The organism is Bradyrhizobium sp. (assembly GCF_035701725.1).
GTDB lineage: Bacteria > Pseudomonadota > Alphaproteobacteria > Rhizobiales > Xanthobacteraceae > Bradyrhizobium.
Window position 1 is genome coordinate 1 of sequence record NZ_DASSRP010000093.1, and the last position, 20,881, is coordinate 20,881.

Sequence of the window (20,881 nt, forward strand, 5' to 3'; positions counted from 1 at the left end):
TGGGGTCTCTATTCCCTGCCGTTCCTGTTTCCGACCAGAGTCGTCGACATGACCGACGTAGCCGACTACCTCGGCAAGAAAGGCGGTGGGTGGTCTAAAGCTGGCGAAGCCTACGGCAAACTTGACGGCAAATGGATCGGCGTTCCCGTCGCCGCCACCGGCGCGCTGGTCAATTATCGCATCTCGGCCATGGAAAAGGCCGGTCACAAGGAATTCCCGAAAGACCTCGCCGGCTTTGCCGACCTGATCAAGGGCCTCAACAAGAACGGCACGCCGGCCGGCATGGCGGTCGGCCACGCCTCGGGCGACGCCAATACTTGGCTGCATTGGGCGTTGTGGGCGCATGGCGGCAACTTGATCGATGCCAACAACAAGGTCGTCATCAACTCGCCGGAGACCGCAAAAGCGCTCGAATACGTCAAGGGCCTCTATGACAACTTCATTCCGGGCACCGCGTCCTGGAACGACAGTTCCAACAACAAGGCCTTCCTGGCCGGCCAGCTCTACCTGACCGTCAACGGCATCTCGATCTATGTCACGGCGAAGAAGGAAAATCCGCAGATCGCCGAGGATATGAATCATGCCGATCTGCCCGCCGGCGTCGACGGCAAGGTCCGGGAAATGAACCTCGGTTTCCCGATCTTGGTGTTCAACTTCACCAAGTTCCCGCAGGCCTGCAAGGCCTTCACGGCGTTCATGATGGAGCCGGAACAGTTCAATCCGTGGGTCGAGGCGGCGCAGGGCTACCTGTCGCCGTTCCTGGCGGGCTTCGCCAAGAACCCGATCTGGACCGCCGATCCCAAGAATACGCCGTATCGCAACGTCGCCGAGGTTTCGCTGACGCCCGCCGGTATCGGCAAGATGGGCGAGAACGCCGCCGCTGCGATTGCCGACTTCGTCGTGGTCGACATGTTTGCGAACTACTGTACCGGTCGCGAGGATGTGAAGACGGCGATGTCCACGGCAGAACGTTCCGCCAAGCGCATCTTCCGCTAGGATATCTAAAGGCTGGCGTGGCGATATGGCCGCGCCAGCCTTAGCTCTTTGTTGACGGTCCGGAGCTTCCCCGGAACTGAATTGGAACGAAATGACGACGCTTCAGACATCTGTGCCCGTGAAGGCGCCACGCATCGAAACCCCGTCGCTATGGTCGCGGCTGAAGTTCAACCGCAACTTCATGGCCGTGTGGTTCATGCTGCCGGCGGGCGCGTTCCTGATTCTGTTCCTGGCCTATCCGCTCGGCCTTGGCGTGTGGATGAGCTTCACCGACCTGCGCATCGGTCGCGGCGGCGTTTTTGTCGGGCTGGAGAACTACGAGTGGCTTTGGGATGACGCCATCTTCTGGCTCTCGGTGTTCAACACGTTGCTCTATACGATCGTGGCCAGCGCGATCAAATTCGCGATTGGTCTCTACCTCGCGCTGCTCTTGAATCGCAACATGCCGTTCAAGGCGCTGATCCGCTCGATCGTCCTGATTCCCTTCATCGTGCCCACGGTGCTCTCGGCGATCGCGTTCTGGTGGATCTACGATTCCCAGTTCTCGATCATCTCCTGGTCGCTGATCAAACTCGGTCTGATCGACCACAACATCAATTTTCTCGGCGACACCAACTGGGCACGCTTTAGCGTGATCTTCGCCAATATCTGGCGCGGCGTTCCCTTCGTGGCGATCACGCTGCTCGCCGGTCTGCAAACCGTTTCGCCCTCGCTCTATGAAGCCGCGACGCTCGACGGCGCCACCAACTGGCAGCGTTTCCGCTATATCACCTATCCGCTGCTCACCCCGATCATCGCCGTGGTGATGACGTTCTCGGTGCTGTTTACCTTTACCGACTTTCAGCTGATCTGGGCGCTGACCCGCGGCGGGCCGGTGAACGCCACGCACCTGATGGCCACCTTGAGCTATCAGCGCGGCATCCTCTCCGGACGGCTCGGGGAGGGCGCGGCGATCGCGACCGCCATGATCCCGTTCCTGCTGGCCGCGATCGCGATTTCCTGGTTCGGCATGCAACGTCGCAAGTGGCAGCAAGGATCGAGCAATGACTGATTCCGTGCTTCCAACCAAAGGCCCGGCCGGCGGCGTGACGACTGGCGCGACCGACGACAGCGAGGGCATGAGCTATCTGGAGTCGTTGCCGCGGCGCGTGGTGACGCTCTATATCCCGCTCGGCCTGATCCTGATCGTTCTCTTGTTCCCGTTCTACTGGATGGTGCTGACCTCGATCAAACCCGACGAGCAGCTCATCGACATGAACACCTACAACCCGTTCTGGGTGGTTCATCCGACGCTCAAGCACATCAACAAGCTGTTGTTCGAGACGCAATATCCGCGCTGGCTGTGGAACACGATGTATGTCGCGGTCGGCGCCACGGTGCTGTCGATCATCGCAAGCGTGCTCGCCGCTTATGCGATCGTGCGCCTGCGCTTCAAGGGCGCGGATACCGTCGGCGTCTTGATCTTCTTCGCCTATCTGGTGCCGCCGTCGATCCTGTTCATTCCGCTGGCGTCGGTGATCCAGGCCTACGGCCTGTTCGATTCGCCGCTGTCGCTGATCCTGGTCTATCCGACGCTGTTGATCCCGTTCTCGACCTGGCTGTTGATGGGATACTTCAAGACCATCCCCTTTGAGCTCGAGGAATGCGCGCTGATCGACGGCGCCTCGCGCTGGCAGATCCTGACCCGCATCGTGGTGCCGCTCGCCATTCCCGGCCTGATCTCGGCCTTTATCTTCTCGTTCACGCTGTGCTGGAACGAATTCATCTATGCGCTGACCTTCCTGCAGTCGACGCCAAACAAGACGGTGCCAGTCGCGATCGTCAACGAGTTCGTCGACGGCGATATTTATAAATGGGGTTCGCTGATGGCGGGCGCCCTGGTCGGTTCGCTGCCGCTGGTGATCCTCTATGCCTTCTTCGTCGAGCACTACGTGTCGGCGATGACAGGCGCCGTCAAAGAGTGACGGCTCGGTAATTCGTCCTATAATCGCTCCATAACACTCTGAAAATCACGGGAGTGCGTTTTGCATATTCTGGTTCTGGGCGCGGCCGGCATGGTCGGCCGTAAATTGGTTGATCGCCTCGTCACCGATGGCCGTCTCGGCAAGAACGAGATCACCAAAATGACGCTGCACGATGTGGTGGCGGCGAAGCAGCCCGAGAAGGCTTCTTTTCCGGTCGAAATCATGTCCGGCGACTTCGCGCTCCCGGGCGTACCTGAAAAGCTGATCGCCGGCCGCCCCGACGTGGTCTTTCATCTGGCGGCGATCGTCTCGGGGGAGGCGGAGCTCGATTTCGACAAGGGCTACCGCATCAACCTCGACGGCACGCGGATGCTGTTCGACGCCATCCGTCTCGCTGGCGGCGGCTACAAGCCGCGCGTGGTGTTCACCTCCTCGATCGCGGTATTCGGCGCGCCATTCCCTGACGCCATCGGCGACGAATTCTTCAACACGCCGCTCTTGAGCTACGGCACCCAGAAGGCGATCGGAGAACTCTTGCTCGCCGACTATACCCGCCGCGGCTTCATGGACGGCGTCGGCATCCGCCTGCCGACCATCTGCATTCGTCCGGGCCTTCCCAACAAGGCGGCTTCCGGCTTCTTCTCCGGCATCCTGCGGGAGCCGCTCGCGGGCCAGGAAGCGATCCTGCCGGTATCTGAGGATGTGCGGCACTGGCATGCCTCGCCGCGCTCGGCAGTCGGTTTTCTGATCCATGCCGGCAGCATGGATACCGCCAAAATCGGCCCGCGGCGCAACCTGACGATGCCCGGCATTTCGGCCACGGTCGGCGAACAGATCGCGGCGCTCAAGCGCGTAGCGGGCGAGAAGGTCGCCGCGCGCATCAAGCGGGAGCCGGACCCCTTTATCATCGGTATCGTTGCGGGATGGCCGCGCAATTTCGACCCCAAGCGGTCGCTTGAGCTCGGCTTCACCACGGCCGAAAAATCCTTCGACGATATTATCCGGATTCACATCGACGACGAATTGGGTGGTAAGTTCGCCGCCTGATCTTTCTAATTCTGCGGAGGACGACCATGACAGCCAGCATCGTCGGATGGGCGCACACGCCCTTTGGCAAATTCGACACTGAGACCGTCGAGAGCCTGGTGGTCAGGGTTGCCAATGAGGCATTGGCCGATGCGGGGATTGCCGCCGCCGATGTCGATGAAATCGTGCTCGGGCATTTCAATGCCGGGTTCTCGCCGCAGGATTTCACCGCGGCGCTGGTGCTGCAGGCCGATCCGCATCTACGCTTCAAGCCGGCCACCCGTGTCGAAAACGCCTGCGCCACGGGTTCTGCAGCCGTGCATCAGGGTATCCGCGCGATCGCCGCCGGCGCCGCCAGGATCGTGCTGGTCGTCGGCGTCGAGCAGATGACGCGCACGCCCGGTCCCGAGATCGGCCGCAACCTGCTCCGCGCGTCATATCTTCCGGAAGACGGCGATACGCCGGGCGGCTTTGCCGGCGTGTTCGGCAAGATCGCGCAAGGCTATTTCCAGAAATACGGCGATCAGTCCGATGCGCTCGCGATGATCGCGGCGAAAAACCACAAGAACGGTGTCGCCAACCCATATGCGCAGATGCGCAAGGACTTCGGCTTCGAATTCTGCCGCTCCGAGAGCGAAAAAAATCCGTACGTCGCCGGGCCGTTGAAACGGACCGATTGCTCGCTGGTTTCCGATGGCGCCGCCGCGCTCGTCCTGACCGATGCCGAAACGGCCAAGAAGATGGGCAAGGCGGTGAACTTCCGCAGCGTTGCGCATGCCCAGGATTTCCTGCCGATGAGCAAGCGCGACATTCTGCAATTCGAGGGCTGCTCGGTGGCGTGGCAGCGCGCACTGGAGAAGGCCGGCGTTGCGCTTTCCGATCTCTCCTTTGTCGAGACCCATGACTGCTTCACCGTCGCCGAACTGATCGAGTATGAGGCGATGGGCCTGACGCCGCGCGGGCAGGGCGCGCGCGCCATCAAGGAAGGCTGGACGCAGAAGGACGGCAAGCTGCCGGTCAATCCGTCCGGCGGGTTGAAGGCCAAGGGCCACCCGATCGGCGCCACCGGCGTCTCCATGCATGTGATGACGGCGATGCAGCTTGCCGGGCAGGCCCCGGAGGGGATGCAGCTCGCGAACGCCGCGCTCGGCGGCATCTTCAACATGGGCGGGGCGGCTGTCGCCAACTACGTCTCGATCCTGGAGCCTGCGAAGTAAGCGGGGCATTTTGCGATGAATATCGCCGAATGGCTCGCCTCAACCGCAAAGCTTCGTCCCGAGGCGCCGGCGCTTCTGACCGGCTTTGATCTCGACGCAGATTACCGGACCTTTGCCCGCCGCGCCTCGGCCATCGGTGCGGCCCTGTCGCGCGATTTCGCAATCGCGCCGGGCGATCGCGTGGCGGTGTTTGCTTCAAACTGCACGCAATACCTCGAATGTCTTTACGGCATCTGGTGGATGGGCGCGGCGGCAATTCCGATCAATGCCAAACTGCACGGCCGCGAGGCCGCGTGGATTTGCAGCGATGCCGGCGCAAAGCTGGTTTTCCTCTCCGACGATACGGTTGACGCTTTGACGGAGGCCAAGGCCGAGCTGCCACCTTCGATAAAAATGCTGTCGCTCGACAGTGACGCCTATCGCGCCATGCGCGACGGCGAGGGGACGGCCGCGCCGCTGGAGCGCGACGTCAATGACCTCGCCTGGCTGTTCTATACCTCCGGCACCACCGGCCGGCCGAAAGGCGTCATGCTCAGCCATGGCAATCTGGTCGCGGCCTCGATGTGCTATCTCACCGACGTCGATCCGGCAACGCCGAAGGACGCCTCGCTTTACGCTGCGCCGATCTCGCATGGCGCGGGCCTCTATAACTTCCCGCACACCCGCATGGGTGGGCGCCACGTGGTGCCGGAGTCCGGCGGCTTCGATCCGGACGAGGTGCTCAATCTTGCTCGCAATCTTGAAAATGTCGTGATGTTCGGCGCGCCGACCATGGTCCGGCGCCTGGTCGACGCCGCCAAGCGGCGCGGCGAGAACGGCGAGGGCATCCGCACCATCATCTATGGCGGCGGGCCGATGTATCTGGCCGATATTCGCGAGGCGATCACGGTGATGGGCCAGCGCTTCGTTCAGATCTACGGCCAGGGCGAGTCACCAATGACCATCACGTCGTTGACCCGTGAGTGGCACATGAAGACCGATCATCCGCGCTATCTCGAACGCCTCGCCTCGGTCGGTACCGCGCAGAGCGTGATGTCGGTCCGCATCACGGACAAGGACGGTCGTCCGTTACCCGCCGGCGAGACCGGCGAGGTCGAGGCCAAGGGCACGGCCGTGATGCTGGGCTACTGGAACAATCCGAAAGCCAATGCGGAGACGCTCAAGGACGGCTGGCTGCGCACCGGCGACGTCGGCCGGCTGGACGAAGACGGCTTCCTCACGCTCTCAGATCGCTCCAAGGACGTGATCATTTCCGGCGGCGCCAATATCTATCCGCGCGAAGTCGAGGAGGCGCTGCTGACGCACGCCGATGTGCGCGAGGTCTCCGCGATCGGTGTGCCCGATCCGGATTGGGGGGAGATCGTCGTGGCCTGTGTGGTGCTGGAAGACGGCGCGCCGGCGGATGACGCCAAGCTCGATGCGCACTGCCTCGCATCGATCGCGCGTTTCAAAAGACCGAAGCGCTACGTCTATCTCGATGCCCTGCCGAAGAACAATTACGGCAAGGTGCTGAAGACTGAATTGCGGCAGATGCTGCGGAAATGAATGAAGCCCGGCGATGCGATCGCCGGGCTTCGGATGGTGCCGGGAAGCAGGCCGACTTACTTGCCCGCCAGTTCCTGAACCTTGGCGTTCAGCAGCTGCGCCTTGATGATCAACTCCAGCGTGGTGCCGTCGAAACGGACCGGCTGGTTCTTGAAGGCCGCGCCGTTGAGCAGCTCGATCATCTGTCCGGCCAGCGCATTGCGCTCGTCGGTGATCGTGCCGATCTTGGTCAGGAACTTGCCATAGGTCGCATCGTCGCTGGTGATGGCCTGATTGGCGGCAACGAGGCTGTTGACACCGAGCGGTCCCTTGGTGGCGTTGATCTCCTTGTAGGCCTGGGCGAGAGCGGTGTAGGCGAACGAGCTGTCGCGCAGAGAGTCCGGCAGCGAGTGTGTTTCGAGATTTTCGACCAGCACGCGGCCGTCGTGGGTGTAGGAGTCCTTCAGGCCGAGCAGGGCCATGACGGTCGGACGCAGGTCGGCGTGATCGGAGAACACGCCGTCAAACCGGCCTTGCTTGGCGACACCAGGGCCGGCCATGCCGAACCAGGTCCGGGTGATCTCCTTTTGGAAATCGCCGTGATTCCAGGCAAAGCCACCCGTCAAGGAGCTTTCCTCGTTGACGCAGGCCGGGGGCTGCGAGCAATCCTTGCCTTGGCCGGTCTTGCTGTTCGAGTTCTCGATGAAATAGTTGTCGTTGCCGAACATGGTGAAGGTCGGCACACGGTCCGCCGGGAACGGGACCATGTGCAGAAGCTTCATTTCCGCCCGGTCTGCCAACAGCTGCGACAGCTTGTCATTCTTGCCGGTGAGCGGGTTGGTGACGGTGAGGGCATCAAGGTCATGTTCGAGCGTGCGCGTCACCGTGTCCATCGGTCCGGGATTGCCGGTGATGTAAACCGTCGGCGCATCGTCGGAGTGAACCGCGAACGGCGTCGTGTTCTGCCGCTGAGTCAGCAACACGCGATCGAGCAACGTGTCGATCTCGCCGACATGGGCGTAGGTGCAGGGCACGTGAACGCCGTCGCAGTTCGCCGGGGTCGGCGCGCTGCCGACGAAATGATCGTTTTCGTCGGCGGTGACGACGAACAGCGTGTTTTCCTTGGTGATACCGTCGGCCTCGAGCCGCTTGAAGAACTTATCAAACGCCTGGTCGTAGATCTGAAGCTGCTTGACGTAGGCTGCTTCGCCGGGTCCGAAGGTGTGCGCGGGGCTCAGCGACGGTCCAAGCTCGTTGTCGTGGGCGTCGGAAATATAAAAGTAGACGACGGGAACGCCCGCTTCCAGCATCGCCGCGACATAACCCAGCGACTGGGACGCTGTCGGGTCGAAGCCGGGGAAACCGGGATTGCCGTTGCTATCCGCGACCGGCTTGCCATCCAGATCCATGACGGCGGGGCCGCCGACGATCGCCGGCGCGACATATTTGTTGCCGTACAGCGCATTGAAGCCGATGTAGCCGCCCGGCTCGTCGGGCAACACGTCAGGCTTGGCATGGGCGGAATTCTTGTTGCACACCGAGCTCGGGCCCTGTGCACAGTGGATCGCGATGCCCTCGAAGTCCGCGGTCGCCACAGCGCCGGTTTCCTTGGCCTCGTCGGAGCCCGGACCGAACACCGTGATGACATCGGCAGGGATGCTTTCGAACTCGATATTGGCGGTCGAGAAGCCGCCGACGTCACAGCCGGCCCGGGTGAATGGGACCCACGGCGCCGGGGCGTTCTTGCCCTTCTCATTGATCAGGTTCAGCTGGCCGTCCTTGGCCAGTCCGGTCCAGTACAGGAACGAACTCTGGAAGCCGACCGAGCCGTTGGCGTTGAAGAAGCCGTAGCTGTTGGCAACGGTGAAGCCGAACCGGTCACCATAGAGGCCGGTCAGCGTCGTGACGATGTCCTGCGCGGTATGGGAGATCAGCGGCGTGAAATGATTGCCGCTCACAGTGCCATTGTCTTGCAGGTAGTTGAGCAAATGCGGCATCTGCTCCAGATCCGACGGTACGTTCGGATTGTCGCGACGCAGATGGACGTTATCAAATGTCAGAAAAACAACACGCTTGATCTTGTTGCCTGCCGACTGGAAATGGCAGGAGGCCTGGACCGGTGCGTGCTGGTCGGCCTGCGCGGAACTCGGAGCGAATGCAACCGCGGCGGTTGCGATCAGTGCTGAAATCGAGGTTCCCCTCAACCAGGCTTTCAATCTATCCATTCTTTTCTCCCGACGTCGGCGTGTGAAAGGTGAGTCCGACGGCGGCGCACATTATGTTGCGACATGTTTCGGTGACTTGACGCGCCAATGACGATTGCGAGTCACCAATATGAATGCCGTCGTGACGCAACTCAGGCGGGCTTCGATTTTCGAAAACAGTTTCAAGCGCCTGAGCGCTGCGCTCATTCGAACGCCGGAGCGCTCTTGTTTGTCAGCGCGCCGGCGCTCGGAAATTTCGCGGGCGAGCTGACGTGCAATGACAACAGTCAATTGCCACTCGTTTTCCCTTTCTCGGTGCGCCAGTGACGCGGTGATTCGCGGACGGACCTGCAGCGCGTCCGGCGGCTGCCGACATGTTGCGCTGCCCGCAAGAATTCCGAGGAATTTCAATCCGGTTAGGCCCGCTAACGCATGCGCCTATACGGCCGCAAGCCTTGATCTTGCGGATAGCCTGTCGTTATTTGGCTGCAACAAACGCAAGTCGCTTGTTTTTCGGAGAAAACGGCAGTGCCGCCTCTGTTTGAAGTTCCTGTCCCCCACGCGGCGAATCCGACGCAGGAACTTCAAATAGAAAAGCGGCAGTGGAATCGAAGAGTTTGCAAGTGCCCTTACTTTCCGAAGGTCGTGAAAGGCGGGCGCTGAGGTGGGACACGAACTTCGGAAAGAGGGCACTAGCCATGGGGCCGCTGAAAGGCGTCAAGGTCATCGATATGACGACCGTGCTGATGGGCCCCTATGCCGCCCAGATGCTCGGCGACTATGGCGCCGACGTCATCAAGGTTGAAAGTCTTGAAGGCGATGTGACGCGGCTGATCGGCCCGTCGCGGCATAGCGGTATGGGACCGGTTTTCCTCAACACCAACCGCAGCAAACGCTCGATCGCACTCGATCTGAAGAAGCCGGGCGGCCGTCAGGCGGTGCTGCGGCTGCTCAAGACTGCCGATGTCCTGATCTATAACGTGCGTCCGCAGGCGATGGCGCGCCTGCAGCTCGGTTACGACGTCGTCTCGCAGGTCAATCCACGGCTGATCTATGCCGGCGTGTTCGGTTTCGGTCAGGACGGACCCTACGCGACCAAGCCTGCCTATGACGACCTGATCCAGGGCGCGACCGCCTTGCCGGCGCTGATGGCGCAGACCGGCGATGGCGTGCCGCGCTATGTTCCGAATGCGCTGGTCGACCGAATCGTTGGTCTCACGGCGGTCGGCGCGATTTGCGCCAGCCTCGTGCATCGCGACCGCACCGGACAGGGGCAACGTCTGGATGTTCCGATGTTCGAGACCATGGCGAGTTTCGTCATGGGCGATCACATGGGCGGTCTCACCTACGAGCCGCCGCTCGATAAAGGCGGCTATGCGCGGCATCTGTCACGCGACCGTCGCCCTTACAAGACCGCCGACGGCCATATCTGCGTCATCGTCTATAACGACAAGCAGTGGGCGAGCTTCTTTGAGGCCACCGGCCGCGACGACCTGCGCGCTGATCCCGTGTTTTCGACTTTTGCCGGCCGGTCCACCAATATCGATACCGTCTATGCGGAACTCGCGCGCATCTTCGAAACCAGGACCACGGCCGAATGGACCGAGCTGCTGACGCGGGCTGACATCCCGGTGATGCCGATGCATGACCTCGAAAGCATCCTGCAGGACCCGCATCTGGTCGCGACTGGCTTCTTTCCGGTGGTCGATCATCCCAGCGAGGGCAAAATTCGCAGCATGAAGCCGTCGGCGCGGTGGTCGGAAACCCCGTGCGAGCCTTCACGCCTGGCGCCGCGGCTCAACGAGCATGGCAGCGAGGTGCTGCGGGAGGCCGGATTTTCGGAGGAAGAAATCGCGGCGCTGGTGCGCGAGGGCGCAACGCCCGCCGTGCACGACCGGGTTATGGGGTAAGGCCATGGATTTCGCGCTGACCGCCCATCAGGAATCGATCCGCGATGCCGTTGCTAAGATCTGCGCGCGCTTTGACGACGCCTACTGGCTGAAGAAGGACAAGGAAGGCGGATATCCTGCGGATTTCCACCGCGCGCTGGCCGATGCCGGCTGGCTCGGCATCTGTATTCCGGAAGAATATGGCGGCTCCGGTCTTGGCATTATGGATGCCGCGATCATGATGCATACGATCGCAAGGTCCGGCGCCGGCATGTCCGGAGCCTCTGCGGTCCATATGAACGTGTTCGGGCTCAACCCGGTTGTCGTGTTCGGCACCAAGGAGCAGTGCCAGAGGATGCTGCCGCCGATCGCCGATGGCACGCAGCGTTCCTGTTTCGCCGTTACCGAACCGAATACCGGCCTCAACACCACGCAGCTCAAGACCCGCGCGGTGCGTTCGGGCGACAAATACATCGTCAACGGCCAGAAGGTCTGGATTTCGACTGCACAGGTTGCCGAGAAGATCCTTCTGCTTGCGCGCACCACGCCGCTCGAGGAGGTCAAAAGCCCGACCCACGGTCTCAGCCTGTTCTATACCGATTTCGATCGCAGCCGCATTTCGGCGCGCGAGATCGAAAAGATGGGCCGCAAGGCGGTCGATTCCAACGAACTCTTCATCACGGATTTCGAAATTCCCGTGGCCGACCGCCTTGGCGAGGAGGGGCGCGGTTTCGAATACATCCTGCACGGGATGAATCCGGAACGGATCCTGATTGCGGCGGAGGCCGTCGGACTCGGTCAGCTCGCATTGTCGCGCGCCGCAGCCTATGCGAAGGAACGCAACGTCTTCAATCGTCCGATCGGCAAGAACCAGGCGATCCAGCATCCGTTGGCGCAGAACTGGATGGAACTGGAGGCGGCCTGGCTGATGACGATGAAGGCCGCCTGGCAATACGATCAAAACGAGCCGTGCGGGCCGGCTGCCAATGCCGCGAAATATCTCGCCGGAGAAGCCGGGTTTCACGCTTGCGAACAGGCGGTGATGACTCATGGCGGCTTCGGCTACGCCAAGGAGTTTCACGTCGAACGCTACTTGCGGGAATCGCTGATTCCGCGCATCGCCCCGATCAGCCCGCAGCTCATTCTCAGTTTCATCGCCGAAAAGGTGTTGGGCTTGCCGAAATCATATTGAGGCGGCTATCTCCCCTGGAAAGACACTTGCACGCTAAGGATTAATCATGACCCGTCTCAAGGCCGCGCTCGACCCGCGCTCCGTCGCCATCATCGGTGCCTCGGAAAATCCCAACAAGGTCGGCGGCCGGCCAGTGCATTACCTCGACAAGTTCGGTTTCAAGGGCAAAATCTTCCCGATCAATCCGTCGCGGCCCGAGGTTCAGGGCCACAAGTGCTACAAGAGTCTCGCCGATCTTCCCGAGGCGCCGGAGATGACGATTGTCGCGGTCGCGGGCGATAACGCCATTGGCGCGGTCGAAGAATGCGCGGCGCGCGGCGTCAAGGTCGCCGTCGTGATGGCGTCCGGCTTCGGCGAAGTCGATGCGGTCGCGGGCAAGGCCAAAGAGCGGCGGATGGTCGAGGCCGCGCACAAGGCCGGCATGCGCATCGTCGGGCCGAATTCGCAAGGGCTCGCCAATTTCGGCACCGGCACGATTGCAAGCTTCTCCACCATGTTCATGGAGATGGAGCCCTCCGAAGGGCAGGGCCATGTCGCGATGCTGAGCCAGAGCGGCGCGCTCTCCTCGGTCCCGGTCGGATTCCTGCGCCAGCGCGGCATCGGCGTGCGTCACACCCATGCCACCGGCAACGATGCCGACATCACGGTCGGCGAGCTTGCGGTTGCGGTCGCCGAGGACCCCGAAGTCAAGCTGCTGTTGCTCTACCTCGAAAGCATCCCCGACAAGTCCTACCTGGAGGAACTTGCCTCGCTGGCCTTGCAGCGCGATCTGCCGATCATCGCCTTGAAGTCGGGCCGCTCCGAAGCCGGGCGCCAGGCGGCGCAATCGCATACCGGGGCGCTAGCCAATGAAGACCGCGTCGTCGATGCCTTCTTCGAGCAACATGGCATCTGGCGCGCGCCGGACATGCGGGGCTTGGTGGAAGCCACCGAACTTTACCTGAAGGGCTGGAAGCCAAAGGGAAGGCGGCTGGTTGCGATTTCCAATTCCGGCGCGGTCTGCGTGATGACGGCGGATGCGGCGACGAGCGTCGGCATGCCGATGGCGAAACTCTCCGCCGAGACCGACAAGAAGCTCAAGGGCATCCTGCCGAGCTTTGCCACCACCACCAATCCGATCGATCTGACTGCCGCGCTGCTCTCGAACAGCCGCCTGTTCGGCGACATTCTTCCCGTCATTGCCGAAGATCCCGCCGCCGATGCGTTCCTGATCGGCGTGCCCGTGGCGGGGCCGGGCTACGACGTGGAGGCGTTTGCCAGCGACGCCGCCGCCTTTGGCAAACAGACCGGCAAGCCGCTCGTGATAGCCGCAACCCAGAAGAGCGTTGCCGATCAGTTCGCGGCCGAAGGCTCGAGCGTTTTTCCGACCGAGACCGAAGCCGTGACCGCGCTGCATCAGTTTCTGGCGCATCGCGAGCTGATGGCGCGGATCAAGGCGCGCCAGGCGCAGACACCAGCGGCGCGCGCGCCATGGGTGCCCGCAGCATCGACCACGATGCTCAACGAAGCGGATAGCCTGGCGTTGTTGGCCGAACGCGGCGTTCCCGTGGTGGCGCACCGGCTCTGCCGGTCCCGCGCCGAAGCGATTGCGGCGTTCGAATCGATCGGCGGTCCGGTCGTGGTCAAGGGCTGCTCGGCCGACATCGCGCACAAGTCCGAGCTTGGGCTGGTCAGGCTCGGCATTTCAAGCCGCGAGGAGGCCGGTGAGGTCTGGGCGCAGATGGAAGCGATCATCCGCAAGCATGGTTCGCGTTTCGACGGCGTCATCGTCGCGGCAATGGCAGGCGGCCGCCGCGAAATCATGATCGGCGCGCACCGCGATCCCGTCTTTGGTCCGGTGGTCGCGGTCGGCGATGGCGGCAAATATGTCGAGATTTTCCGCGATACCGCGCTGCTGTTGCCGCCTTTCTCGAAAGACGACGCCAAAGCGGCGCTGCACAAGCTGAAGATCGCGCCGTTATTCGCGGGCGTGCGTGGCGAGCCGCCGATGGATCTCGAAGCGCTGTGCGACGCGGTGATGCAAATCGGCGATTTGATGCTCGATCCCACGGCCAGGGTCGTCAGCCTCGATCTCAATCCCGTGCTGCTCGACAGTGCCGGCAAGGGCTGCGTGGTCGTGGATGCGGTAGTCTTTCAGGGATAGTTGCCAAACGGTGGTCGCGAACGCAACGAAGCAATCCCCCAAAAGGCTACGCCGAACCAGTGCCCCGGATCGCTTCGTCGCGTTCGCTTAACCCCGCGCGCTTTTGCGGTGGTGATCACCGCACGTAGAGGACAACGCTGGCGATGACGAGCATGGCCGTCACTGCCATCATTTGCGCGAGTGCCTCCGAGGTCGCCCTTTTGGTGGCGTCCTTCATGCCGTTCTCCCTAGACTCGGGCTAGAGCTCCGATGCCGAAGTTCGCACGATATCGAAGCAACCTCTGATGCGAACTTCGGAATCAAAGGAGCTCTAGTAACTTGTTGCTTTCTAGTGCGGCTTTGAATTTGAAGTTCCTGTAACGAACCTGCTGCAACACAGATAGGAATTTCAAATTCGCCGCACCAGGTGACCCGATATGGGCGCGTTTCATCGGAGCCTGAAAGGCCCGACGACCGACTGAATTTACTCGGAACACCCCACGACGAGTATTCGCTTTGATTGAGTCCCCACTCAGCGAACATCGACGAGTGTAAAGTCGTTTAGCAATGAGGCGGCAATTTGGCCCGCCTGTAGCGGGTTTATGCGGAAGCTGAGGAATTTTGCGAGCTGGTGTCCCGGTTTTGAACATGCGTATCCGCAGCGGAGGTCGGTATCGCCACATTAGCTTGTTGCGGTTGCAAGACACCGGCCGTACGCTTTTGTGAAATCCGTCATTCAAAAAGACGCTCAAAAGCAAACCCCAAGGTGAACCATGGCACGCATCGAATATTGCGATACGTCGAGATCGAACGAACGCACCAAGGAAATTCTCGGCAAGAACCGCAACGCCAATATCTTTCGCATGATGGCGCATTCGCCGAGCTACTTCGAGCAGTACTGCCGGCTGGGCGGAGCGATCCGCCACCGCGGCGAACTCGATCCCATCGTGCGCGAACTGGCGATCACGCGAACCGGAATCCTGTGCGAGGCGCCGTATGAAATCGTTGCGCACAAGCGCATTGGCAAGAATGTCGGCGTCACGGACGAGCAGAACGAGGCGTTGGAGAACTGGGAGGCTGCAACCTGCTTCAACGAGACCCAGCGCGCGGCGCTCGCTTTCACGGACGAGATTATCCGCCTGCGCCGTCCGAGTGACGCGACGTTCTCCGCGATCGCTGCGAAGCTCACGCCGGCTGCGCTGGTCGAGTTGCAGCTCGCCGTCGGCTTCTACATCATGACATCGAAGTTTCTCGAAACCTTCGACATCGACATGCAGCCGGTCGAACAGGTGGTGTGAGACGTGCACCATTGCGGCTGCGTGGCCATGATGGGAATTCGAAGCGCCAGTTGATGGCTCTGATCACGGCGCGCCGCCACTAGTTCCAAGTTTCGCTATGCGAACCACCTGCGCGTTTTTAAGCAGAGCGGTGTTGCTGAGCTGCAGTTGTCGCCTCAAATTCCCTGGGCTAGCGTGTCTTCAATAAAGTGGAATTTGGTTCCGCTGTGCGGAATGCGGGGAGAGACGCGATGGGGCGACGCTCGGAGCGGCTGAGCAGGCAGGGAGCGCTTGCGCATGAAGCTGCCGGCGAAGGCGATGTCATTCAAGTGGTATCGCGAGCCTTCGATATTCTGCGTTGCTTCGAAGGGCACGAAGCGCGGCTTGGAAATCTGGAAATCTCGAGCCGCTGCGGCCTGCCGCGCTCGACCGTGTCGCGGCTGACCCACACGCTGACGCGGATGGGACAACTGGTTTATCTGCCGCGCGATCAGAAATACCGGATCGGGCCGAGCGCCGTGGCGATGAGCACGTCGATGATGCGCGGTCTGCAACTACGCCATCTGATCCGCATGCGCCTGCAGGAAGTCGCCGAAGAGCTGCCGGGCACGGTCGGCTTCGTGATCCCGGATCGCTTCCATCTCGTCTATCTCGAGGTCGGCCGCGCGGCGAATGCGATCGGCCTGTCGTCGACGTCGGGCACGCGTATTGCGATTGCGAGCACCGCGGCCGGCCATGCCTATGCCGCCGCGCTGGCGCCGGAGGCCGCGGAATCCCTGCTGGCGGACATGGAGCGTGAAATTCCGGAAAGTGCCAAGCTGCTGCGGCCGCGCCTTGACGCCGATCGTCATTCGCTGCGGGAACGCGGCTATGTCACCGTCTGTGGGCTGTGGAGTCCACACATCAACGGGCTCGCCGTGCCGCTGTGGTCGCCGCAATACCAGACCTTTGTGGTCGTCACGATCGGCCTGTTGTCCAGTATCTATGACGAGATGCGGCTGCACCGGGATGTAGCGCCCAAAATTCTGGAACTAGGCTCCTCCATTCGGGCTATGCTGGCGGAGCGGATTTAGCCTGTCGGAGATCGCGATGACCTGGAAGCCGGAGCTCGAGGAACTGGCCCGGCGCGAAGCCTTTGCCCGCCAGATGGGCGGCGCCGATAAGGTCAAACGCCAGCGCGAGCAGGGCCGGCTGACCGTTCGCGAGCGCATCGATCGCCTGCTCGATCGCGACAGTTTCCACGAGATCGGTGCGGTGTCGGGCACCGCCGAATATGACGACAAGGGCGAACTGAAGAACGTAACACCGGCCAACTGCGTCTTTGGCCGCGGCAAGGTCGACGGCCGCACCGTGGTCGTGGTCGGCGATGACTTCACGGTCCGCGGCGGTTCGGCGGATGCTTCGATCTCGGCCAAGCCGTTGATGGCCGAGGAAATGGCGCATGATTTTCGGCTGCCGATCATCCGACTGATCGAAGGCTCGGGCGGCGGCGGCTCGGTGAAGACCATCGAGACCAAAGGCGCGGCCAATCTGCCCGGCGGCATCGGGGGCACGCGCTGGTACGAATATACGACCGGAAATCTGGCCCATGTGCCGGTGATCGGACTTGGACTCGGCTCGGTTGCGGGCCTTGGCGCCGCGCGGCTCGCCGCCAGCCATTACTCGGTGATGACGAAAAACTCGGCGATGTTCGTCGCCGGACCTCCCGTGGTGAAACGGCTGGGGCAGGACCTCGGCAAGCAGGAGCTTGGCGGCGCCGATATCCAGACCCGCGCCGGCAGCATCGATCAGGCGGTCGAGACCGAGGAGGAGGCGTTTGCCCATGCGCGGCGCTTCCTGTCGTACTTGCCTCAATCGGTCTACGAATTGCCGCCGACGCTGACATGCACCGACGATCCCGAGCGGACCGAGGAATCCCTGCTGACGGCGGTGCCGCGCGACCGCCGCCAAGTCTACAAGATGCGGCCCATCATCAACGCCGTCGTCGACAAGAATTCCTTCTTCGAGGTGACGGCGAATTTCGGCCGGCCGGTGATCACGGGACTGGCCCGCCTCGAGGGGCGGGCCGTGCTGATTCTGGCGAGCGATCCCTTCCATGTCGGTGGATCGTGGACCGCGGATGCGTGCCAAAAGATCGTCCGCTGGGTCGATTTTGCCGAGACCTTTCATCTGCCAGTTGTCTATCTGATGGATTGCCCGGGCTTCATGATCGGCCTCGAGGCTGAGAGAGCCGGCACCATCCGTCACGGTGTGCGCGCGATGGCCGCGGTCAACCAGACCACGGTCCCCTGGTGCACCGTGATCGTGCGCAACTCCTTTGGGGTTGCCGGCGTCGTGCACCAGCCCGCGGGACGGTTCTCGATGCGCTATGCCTGGCCGTCGGCCTATTGGGGTTCGCTGCCGCTCGAAGGCGGAATCGAGGCGGCCTATCGCGCCGACATCGATGCGGCCGAGGATCCGCAAGCCAAGCTGGAGGAAATCGAGAATCGGCTCAACCGGCTGCGCTCGCCTTTTCGCACCGCCGAGAAGTTCTGGGTCGAGGAGATCATCGATCCGCGCAGGACCCGTTCGCTGCTCTGCGAGTTCGCGCGCCTCGCCGAGCCGTTGCGGAAGACAGGCCCGGCGACGAATATGGCGATCAGGCCGTGAGCCGCATGATCCGGAAAAGTGTGACGCGGTTTTCCCACAAGATCATGCGCAAACGATAAGCCAAGTCGGGATGACGAGGCTGCGTGTCAGGCTGTAATGGCCTTTGCGGCCAGCGGCTTTGGCGCGCGCGTGATCAACAGCACGATCACCGCTGCCACCACGCACAGCGCACCGGCGAAGAAGAAAGCCGGCAGGTAGGTTGCCAGCACTGTGCGCGACAGTCCGGCGCCGAATGCGGCAAAGGCCGCGCCGATCTGGTGGCCGGCGAAAATCCAGCCGAACACCAGATTGGCCCGCTCGGCGCCAAACCGCTGCGCCGTCAGCCGTACCGTCGGCGGAACGGTGGCGATCCAGTCCAGGCCGTAGAACATCGCAAACAGCGACAGGCCGTAGAACGAGAAATCGGTGAACGGCAACATCAGCAGCGACAGCCCGCGCAGGCCGTAATACCAGAACAGAAGCCAGCGATTGTCATAGCGGTCCGACAGCCAGCCGGACATGATGGTGCCGAAGAAATCGAAGACACCCATGGCGGCGAGCAGGCTTGCGGCCTGCACCTGTGGAATGCCGAAATCGAGGCACATCGGGATCAGGTGGACCTGGACCAGACCGTTGGTCGAGGCGCCGCAGATGAAGAAGGTGGCGAACAAGATCCAGAACGCGCGGGTCTGCGCCGCATCGCGCAGCGTGCCCAGCGCTGCCGCCATGATCGGCGCGTTGGTCGGCGCTGGCGCTGGCAACGGCTCGGTGCCCCGATCGCCGAACGGACGCAGGCCGACATCGCTCGGCCGATCGCGCATTAGCATCAAGACGGCGAACGCAGCCATGCCCAGCATGATGCAGACGATCGAGAGCGCGACGCGCCAGCCCATATGTTCGGTGACGCTGGCCAGCATCGGCAGGAACACCAGTTGCCCGGTGGCGACGCTGGCGGTGAGAATTCCGACCGCAAGGCCGCGACGCGCATTGAACCAGCGTGCGGCGACGGTGGCGCCCAGCACCAGTGCGGTCATGCCGGTGCCGATGCCGATCACGACGCCCCAAAGCAGCAGCAGATGCCAGACTTTGGTCATGGCGAGCGAAGCCATCAGGGCTGAAGCCACGACCACAAGCGCCGACAGCGTAACGTTGCGCAGGCCATAGCGATTCATCAAGGCGGCAGCGAACGGCGCCATCAGCCCGAACAGGATGAAGCGGATCGAGAGCGCGGAGGAAATCTCGGCCGTGCTCCAGCCGAACTCTTTCTGCAACGGCACGATGAAGACGCCGGGCGCGCCGACCGCACCAGCCGTGACCAGCGCGGTGAAGAAGGTGACGCCGACCATCACCCAGCCATAGTGAACGTTGTGGCGGGAAAGTGCAGAGGACAGCCAGTTGGAGATCACGGCGCTTACCTGTTCGAAACTGGAGGGAGCCTGTATGGTCGCGCCTCAAGGAGGCGCGATCATCACCAGACCAAATATAGTACGAAATCTTGACGAAAATCAGTGGAGCAGACGCTCGACGGCGACCGCGGTGGCCTCGCCGCCACCGATACAAAGTGCCGCCACGCCGCGTTTGAGGCCGCGGGCCTCGAGCGCGTGCAGCAGCGTGACGATCAGACGGGCGCCGGTCGCGCCAATGGGATGGCCCAGCGCACAGGCGCCGCCATTGATGTTCAGTTTGTCACGGGGAATTCCGAGGTCGCGCTGCGCGGCCATCGCCACCACCGCAAAGGCTTCGTTGATCTCGAACAGGTCGACATCGCCGACGCTCCAGCCCGCTTTGTCCAGCACCTTGCGGATCGCCGGGATAGGCGCCGTCGTGAACCACTGCGGTTCCTGGCTATGGGTGGCGTGAGCCCTGATCGCGGCGAGTGCCGGAAGGCCCTCGCGGTCGGCGAGCGATCGCTTGGCGAGCACCAGCGCGGCGGCGCCGTCGGCATTGGCGGAGGACGCCGCCGGCGTAATCGTGCCGGTTGGACGAAAGGCCGGCTTCAATCCCGGGATTTTCGCAGGGTCCACCTTCATCGGAATTTCGTCATTGCCGACGTTGCGCGGACCGGCTTTCTCCTTGACGGTCAGGGGAACGATTTCGGCCTTGAACGCGCCGCCTTCGACGGCCTTGCGGGCACGGCTGAGCGTTTCCATCGCGTAAGCATCCTGGTCTTGCCGCGTGAATTGATAGGCTTCGGCCGTGGCTTCGCCGAAATCGCCCATCGAACGGCCGGCCTCATAGGCGTCCTCGAGACCGTCGAGCAGCATGTGGTCGATGATGCGGTCATGGCCGACGCGATAGCCCCCGCGCGCTTTCGCCAGCAGATAGGGTGCATTGCTCATGCTCTCCATGCCGCCGGACACGACAATGCTTGCCGAGCCGGCGTTGATGATGTCATGGGCCAGCATGGTTGCTTTCATGCCGGAGCCACAAACCTTGTTGATGGTGGTGGCGCCGGTTGCGTCCGGCAGCCCGGCGCCACGCGCGGCCTGTCTTGCCGGGGCCTGGCCCTGGCCGGCGGGCAGCACGCATCCCATGAAAACTTCGTCAATGCGATCAGGCGAAAGCTTTGCGCGTTCAAGCGAAGCGGCGATGACATGCGAGCCGAGCTGGTGGGCGGAAAATGGCGACAACTCGCCCATGAAACGCCCCAGCGGGGTGCGGGCGGCGGACACAATGACGACGGGATCGGAAGTCGCGGCCATGAAAGCCTCCATCAAGGGCAAGCTGACTGGGTCAGCGCCGATTAAATTACAGATATCATATGATGCAGTGCGAAAATTGCAACGGATGACAACTCCGCATGATGTCGATGACAAAATGTCTTGAAGGGGCGGCTTGGTTG

At 62.2% G+C, this 20,881-nt stretch carries 14 protein-coding genes and 1 pseudogene; 12 read left to right on the plus strand and 3 right to left on the minus strand.

The window, feature by feature from the left end:
* From VFL62_RS04810 to VFL62_RS04835, 6 genes are all read left to right on the plus strand, one after another.
* The coding region (locus tag VFL62_RS04810) for an ABC transporter substrate-binding protein (protein WP_325171231.1) at positions 1–996 on the plus strand (996 nt) is incomplete at its 5' end.
* Positions 997–1,087: 91 nt separating this feature from the next.
* Positions 1,088–2,047: a sugar ABC transporter permease gene (locus VFL62_RS04815; RefSeq protein ID WP_325171232.1), complete on the plus strand. Its 960-nt coding sequence runs from the start codon at positions 1,088–1,090 to the stop codon at positions 2,045–2,047.
* Entirely contained in the window at positions 2,040–2,960 is a 921-nt protein-coding gene (locus VFL62_RS04820; protein WP_325171233.1) for a carbohydrate ABC transporter permease, read from the plus strand. Before VFL62_RS04815 ends, VFL62_RS04820 begins: the two co-directional genes overlap by 8 nt.
* Positions 2,961–3,020: 60 nt before the next feature.
* On the plus strand, positions 3,021–4,007 hold the full coding sequence (denD, locus tag VFL62_RS04825) for a D-erythronate dehydrogenase (protein WP_325171234.1): 987 nt from the start codon (positions 3,021–3,023) through the stop codon (positions 4,005–4,007).
* A gap of 26 nt (positions 4,008–4,033) precedes the next feature.
* Positions 4,034–5,203 carry an acetyl-CoA acetyltransferase gene (locus tag VFL62_RS04830; RefSeq protein ID WP_325171235.1) on the plus strand — a complete coding sequence of 390 codons (1,170 nt, stop codon included), beginning with the start codon at positions 4,034–4,036 and terminating at the stop codon, positions 5,201–5,203.
* 15 nt (positions 5,204–5,218) lie between these two features.
* Positions 5,219–6,748: a class I adenylate-forming enzyme family protein gene (locus tag VFL62_RS04835; protein ID WP_325171236.1), complete on the plus strand. Its 1,530-nt coding sequence runs from the start codon at positions 5,219–5,221 to the stop codon at positions 6,746–6,748.
* A gap of 56 nt (positions 6,749–6,804) precedes the next feature.
* Here the strand turns inward: VFL62_RS04835 and VFL62_RS04840 are convergent, their stop codons facing one another.
* Positions 6,805–8,952: a hypothetical protein gene (locus VFL62_RS04840; RefSeq protein ID WP_325171237.1), complete on the minus strand. Its 2,148-nt coding sequence runs from the start codon at positions 8,950–8,952 to the stop codon at positions 6,805–6,807.
* 677 nt (positions 8,953–9,629) lie between these two features.
* Here VFL62_RS04840 and VFL62_RS04845 point away from each other — a divergent pair.
* The 6 genes and pseudogenes from VFL62_RS04845 (at position 9,630) to VFL62_RS04870 (ending at position 18,060) form a co-directional block, all read left to right on the plus strand.
* A complete protein-coding gene (locus VFL62_RS04845; RefSeq protein ID WP_325171238.1) occupies positions 9,630–10,841 on the plus strand; it encodes a CoA transferase in 1,212 nt (403 codons plus the stop codon).
* A gap of 4 nt (positions 10,842–10,845) precedes the next feature.
* Positions 10,846–12,012 (plus strand): acyl-CoA dehydrogenase family protein, encoded by a 1,167-nt coding sequence (locus tag VFL62_RS04850; protein ID WP_325171239.1) that lies wholly within the window; start codon positions 10,846–10,848, stop codon positions 12,010–12,012.
* 46 nt (positions 12,013–12,058) lie between these two features.
* Positions 12,059–14,155 (plus strand): acetate--CoA ligase family protein, encoded by a 2,097-nt coding sequence (locus VFL62_RS04855; protein WP_325171240.1) that lies wholly within the window; start codon positions 12,059–12,061, stop codon positions 14,153–14,155.
* A 752-nt stretch (positions 14,156–14,907) separates the two neighbouring features.
* Positions 14,908–15,432: a carboxymuconolactone decarboxylase family protein gene (locus VFL62_RS04860; protein WP_325171241.1), complete on the plus strand. Its 525-nt coding sequence runs from the start codon at positions 14,908–14,910 to the stop codon at positions 15,430–15,432.
* 230 nt (positions 15,433–15,662) lie between these two features.
* A pseudogene (locus tag VFL62_RS04865) lies at positions 15,663–16,574 on the plus strand (IclR family transcriptional regulator).
* Positions 16,501–18,060, plus strand: a complete 1,560-nt coding sequence (locus VFL62_RS04870; RefSeq protein ID WP_325171242.1) for an acyl-CoA carboxylase subunit beta — start codon at positions 16,501–16,503, stop codon at positions 18,058–18,060. Before VFL62_RS04865 ends, VFL62_RS04870 begins: the two are co-directional and overlap by 74 nt.
* A gap of 86 nt (positions 18,061–18,146) precedes the next feature.
* Here VFL62_RS04870 and VFL62_RS04875 read toward each other — a convergent pair whose 3' ends face one another.
* Together VFL62_RS04875 and VFL62_RS04880 are read right to left on the minus strand one after the other, a co-directional pair.
* Complete coding sequence (locus VFL62_RS04875; RefSeq protein ID WP_325171243.1) at positions 18,147–19,445, minus strand: MFS transporter; 1,299 nt, start codon at positions 19,443–19,445, stop codon at positions 18,147–18,149.
* A 99-nt stretch (positions 19,446–19,544) separates the two neighbouring features.
* Positions 19,545–20,741 (minus strand): acetyl-CoA C-acyltransferase, encoded by a 1,197-nt coding sequence (locus VFL62_RS04880; RefSeq protein WP_325171244.1) that lies wholly within the window; start codon positions 20,739–20,741, stop codon positions 19,545–19,547.
* Between the last annotated feature and the right edge of the window lie 140 nt (positions 20,742–20,881).

What these genes read in the sequence shown, in the direction of transcription:
- VFL62_RS04815 (WP_325171232.1), top strand. Translation starts at nt 1,088, where the DNA reads ATGACGACGCTTCAGACATCTGTGCCCGTGAAGGCGCCACGCATCGAA.
- VFL62_RS04820 (WP_325171233.1), top strand. Translation starts at nt 2,040, where the DNA reads ATGACTGATTCCGTGCTTCCAACCAAAGGCCCGGCCGGCGGCGTGACG.
- VFL62_RS04830 (WP_325171235.1), top strand. Translation starts at nt 4,034, where the DNA reads ATGACAGCCAGCATCGTCGGATGGGCGCACACGCCCTTTGGCAAATTC.
- VFL62_RS04835 (WP_325171236.1), top strand. Translation starts at nt 5,219, where the DNA reads ATGAATATCGCCGAATGGCTCGCCTCAACCGCAAAGCTTCGTCCCGAG.
- VFL62_RS04840 (WP_325171237.1), bottom strand. Translation starts at nt 8,952, where the DNA reads ATGGATAGATTGAAAGCCTGGTTGAGGGGAACCTCGATTTCAGCACTG.
- VFL62_RS04845 (WP_325171238.1), top strand. Translation starts at nt 9,630, where the DNA reads ATGGGGCCGCTGAAAGGCGTCAAGGTCATCGATATGACGACCGTGCTG.
- VFL62_RS04850 (WP_325171239.1), top strand. Translation starts at nt 10,846, where the DNA reads ATGGATTTCGCGCTGACCGCCCATCAGGAATCGATCCGCGATGCCGTT.
- VFL62_RS04855 (WP_325171240.1), top strand. Translation starts at nt 12,059, where the DNA reads ATGACCCGTCTCAAGGCCGCGCTCGACCCGCGCTCCGTCGCCATCATC.
- VFL62_RS04860 (WP_325171241.1), top strand. Translation starts at nt 14,908, where the DNA reads ATGGCACGCATCGAATATTGCGATACGTCGAGATCGAACGAACGCACC.
- VFL62_RS04870 (WP_325171242.1), top strand. Translation starts at nt 16,501, where the DNA reads ATGACCTGGAAGCCGGAGCTCGAGGAACTGGCCCGGCGCGAAGCCTTT.
- VFL62_RS04880 (WP_325171244.1), bottom strand. Translation starts at nt 20,741, where the DNA reads ATGGCCGCGACTTCCGATCCCGTCGTCATTGTGTCCGCCGCCCGCACC.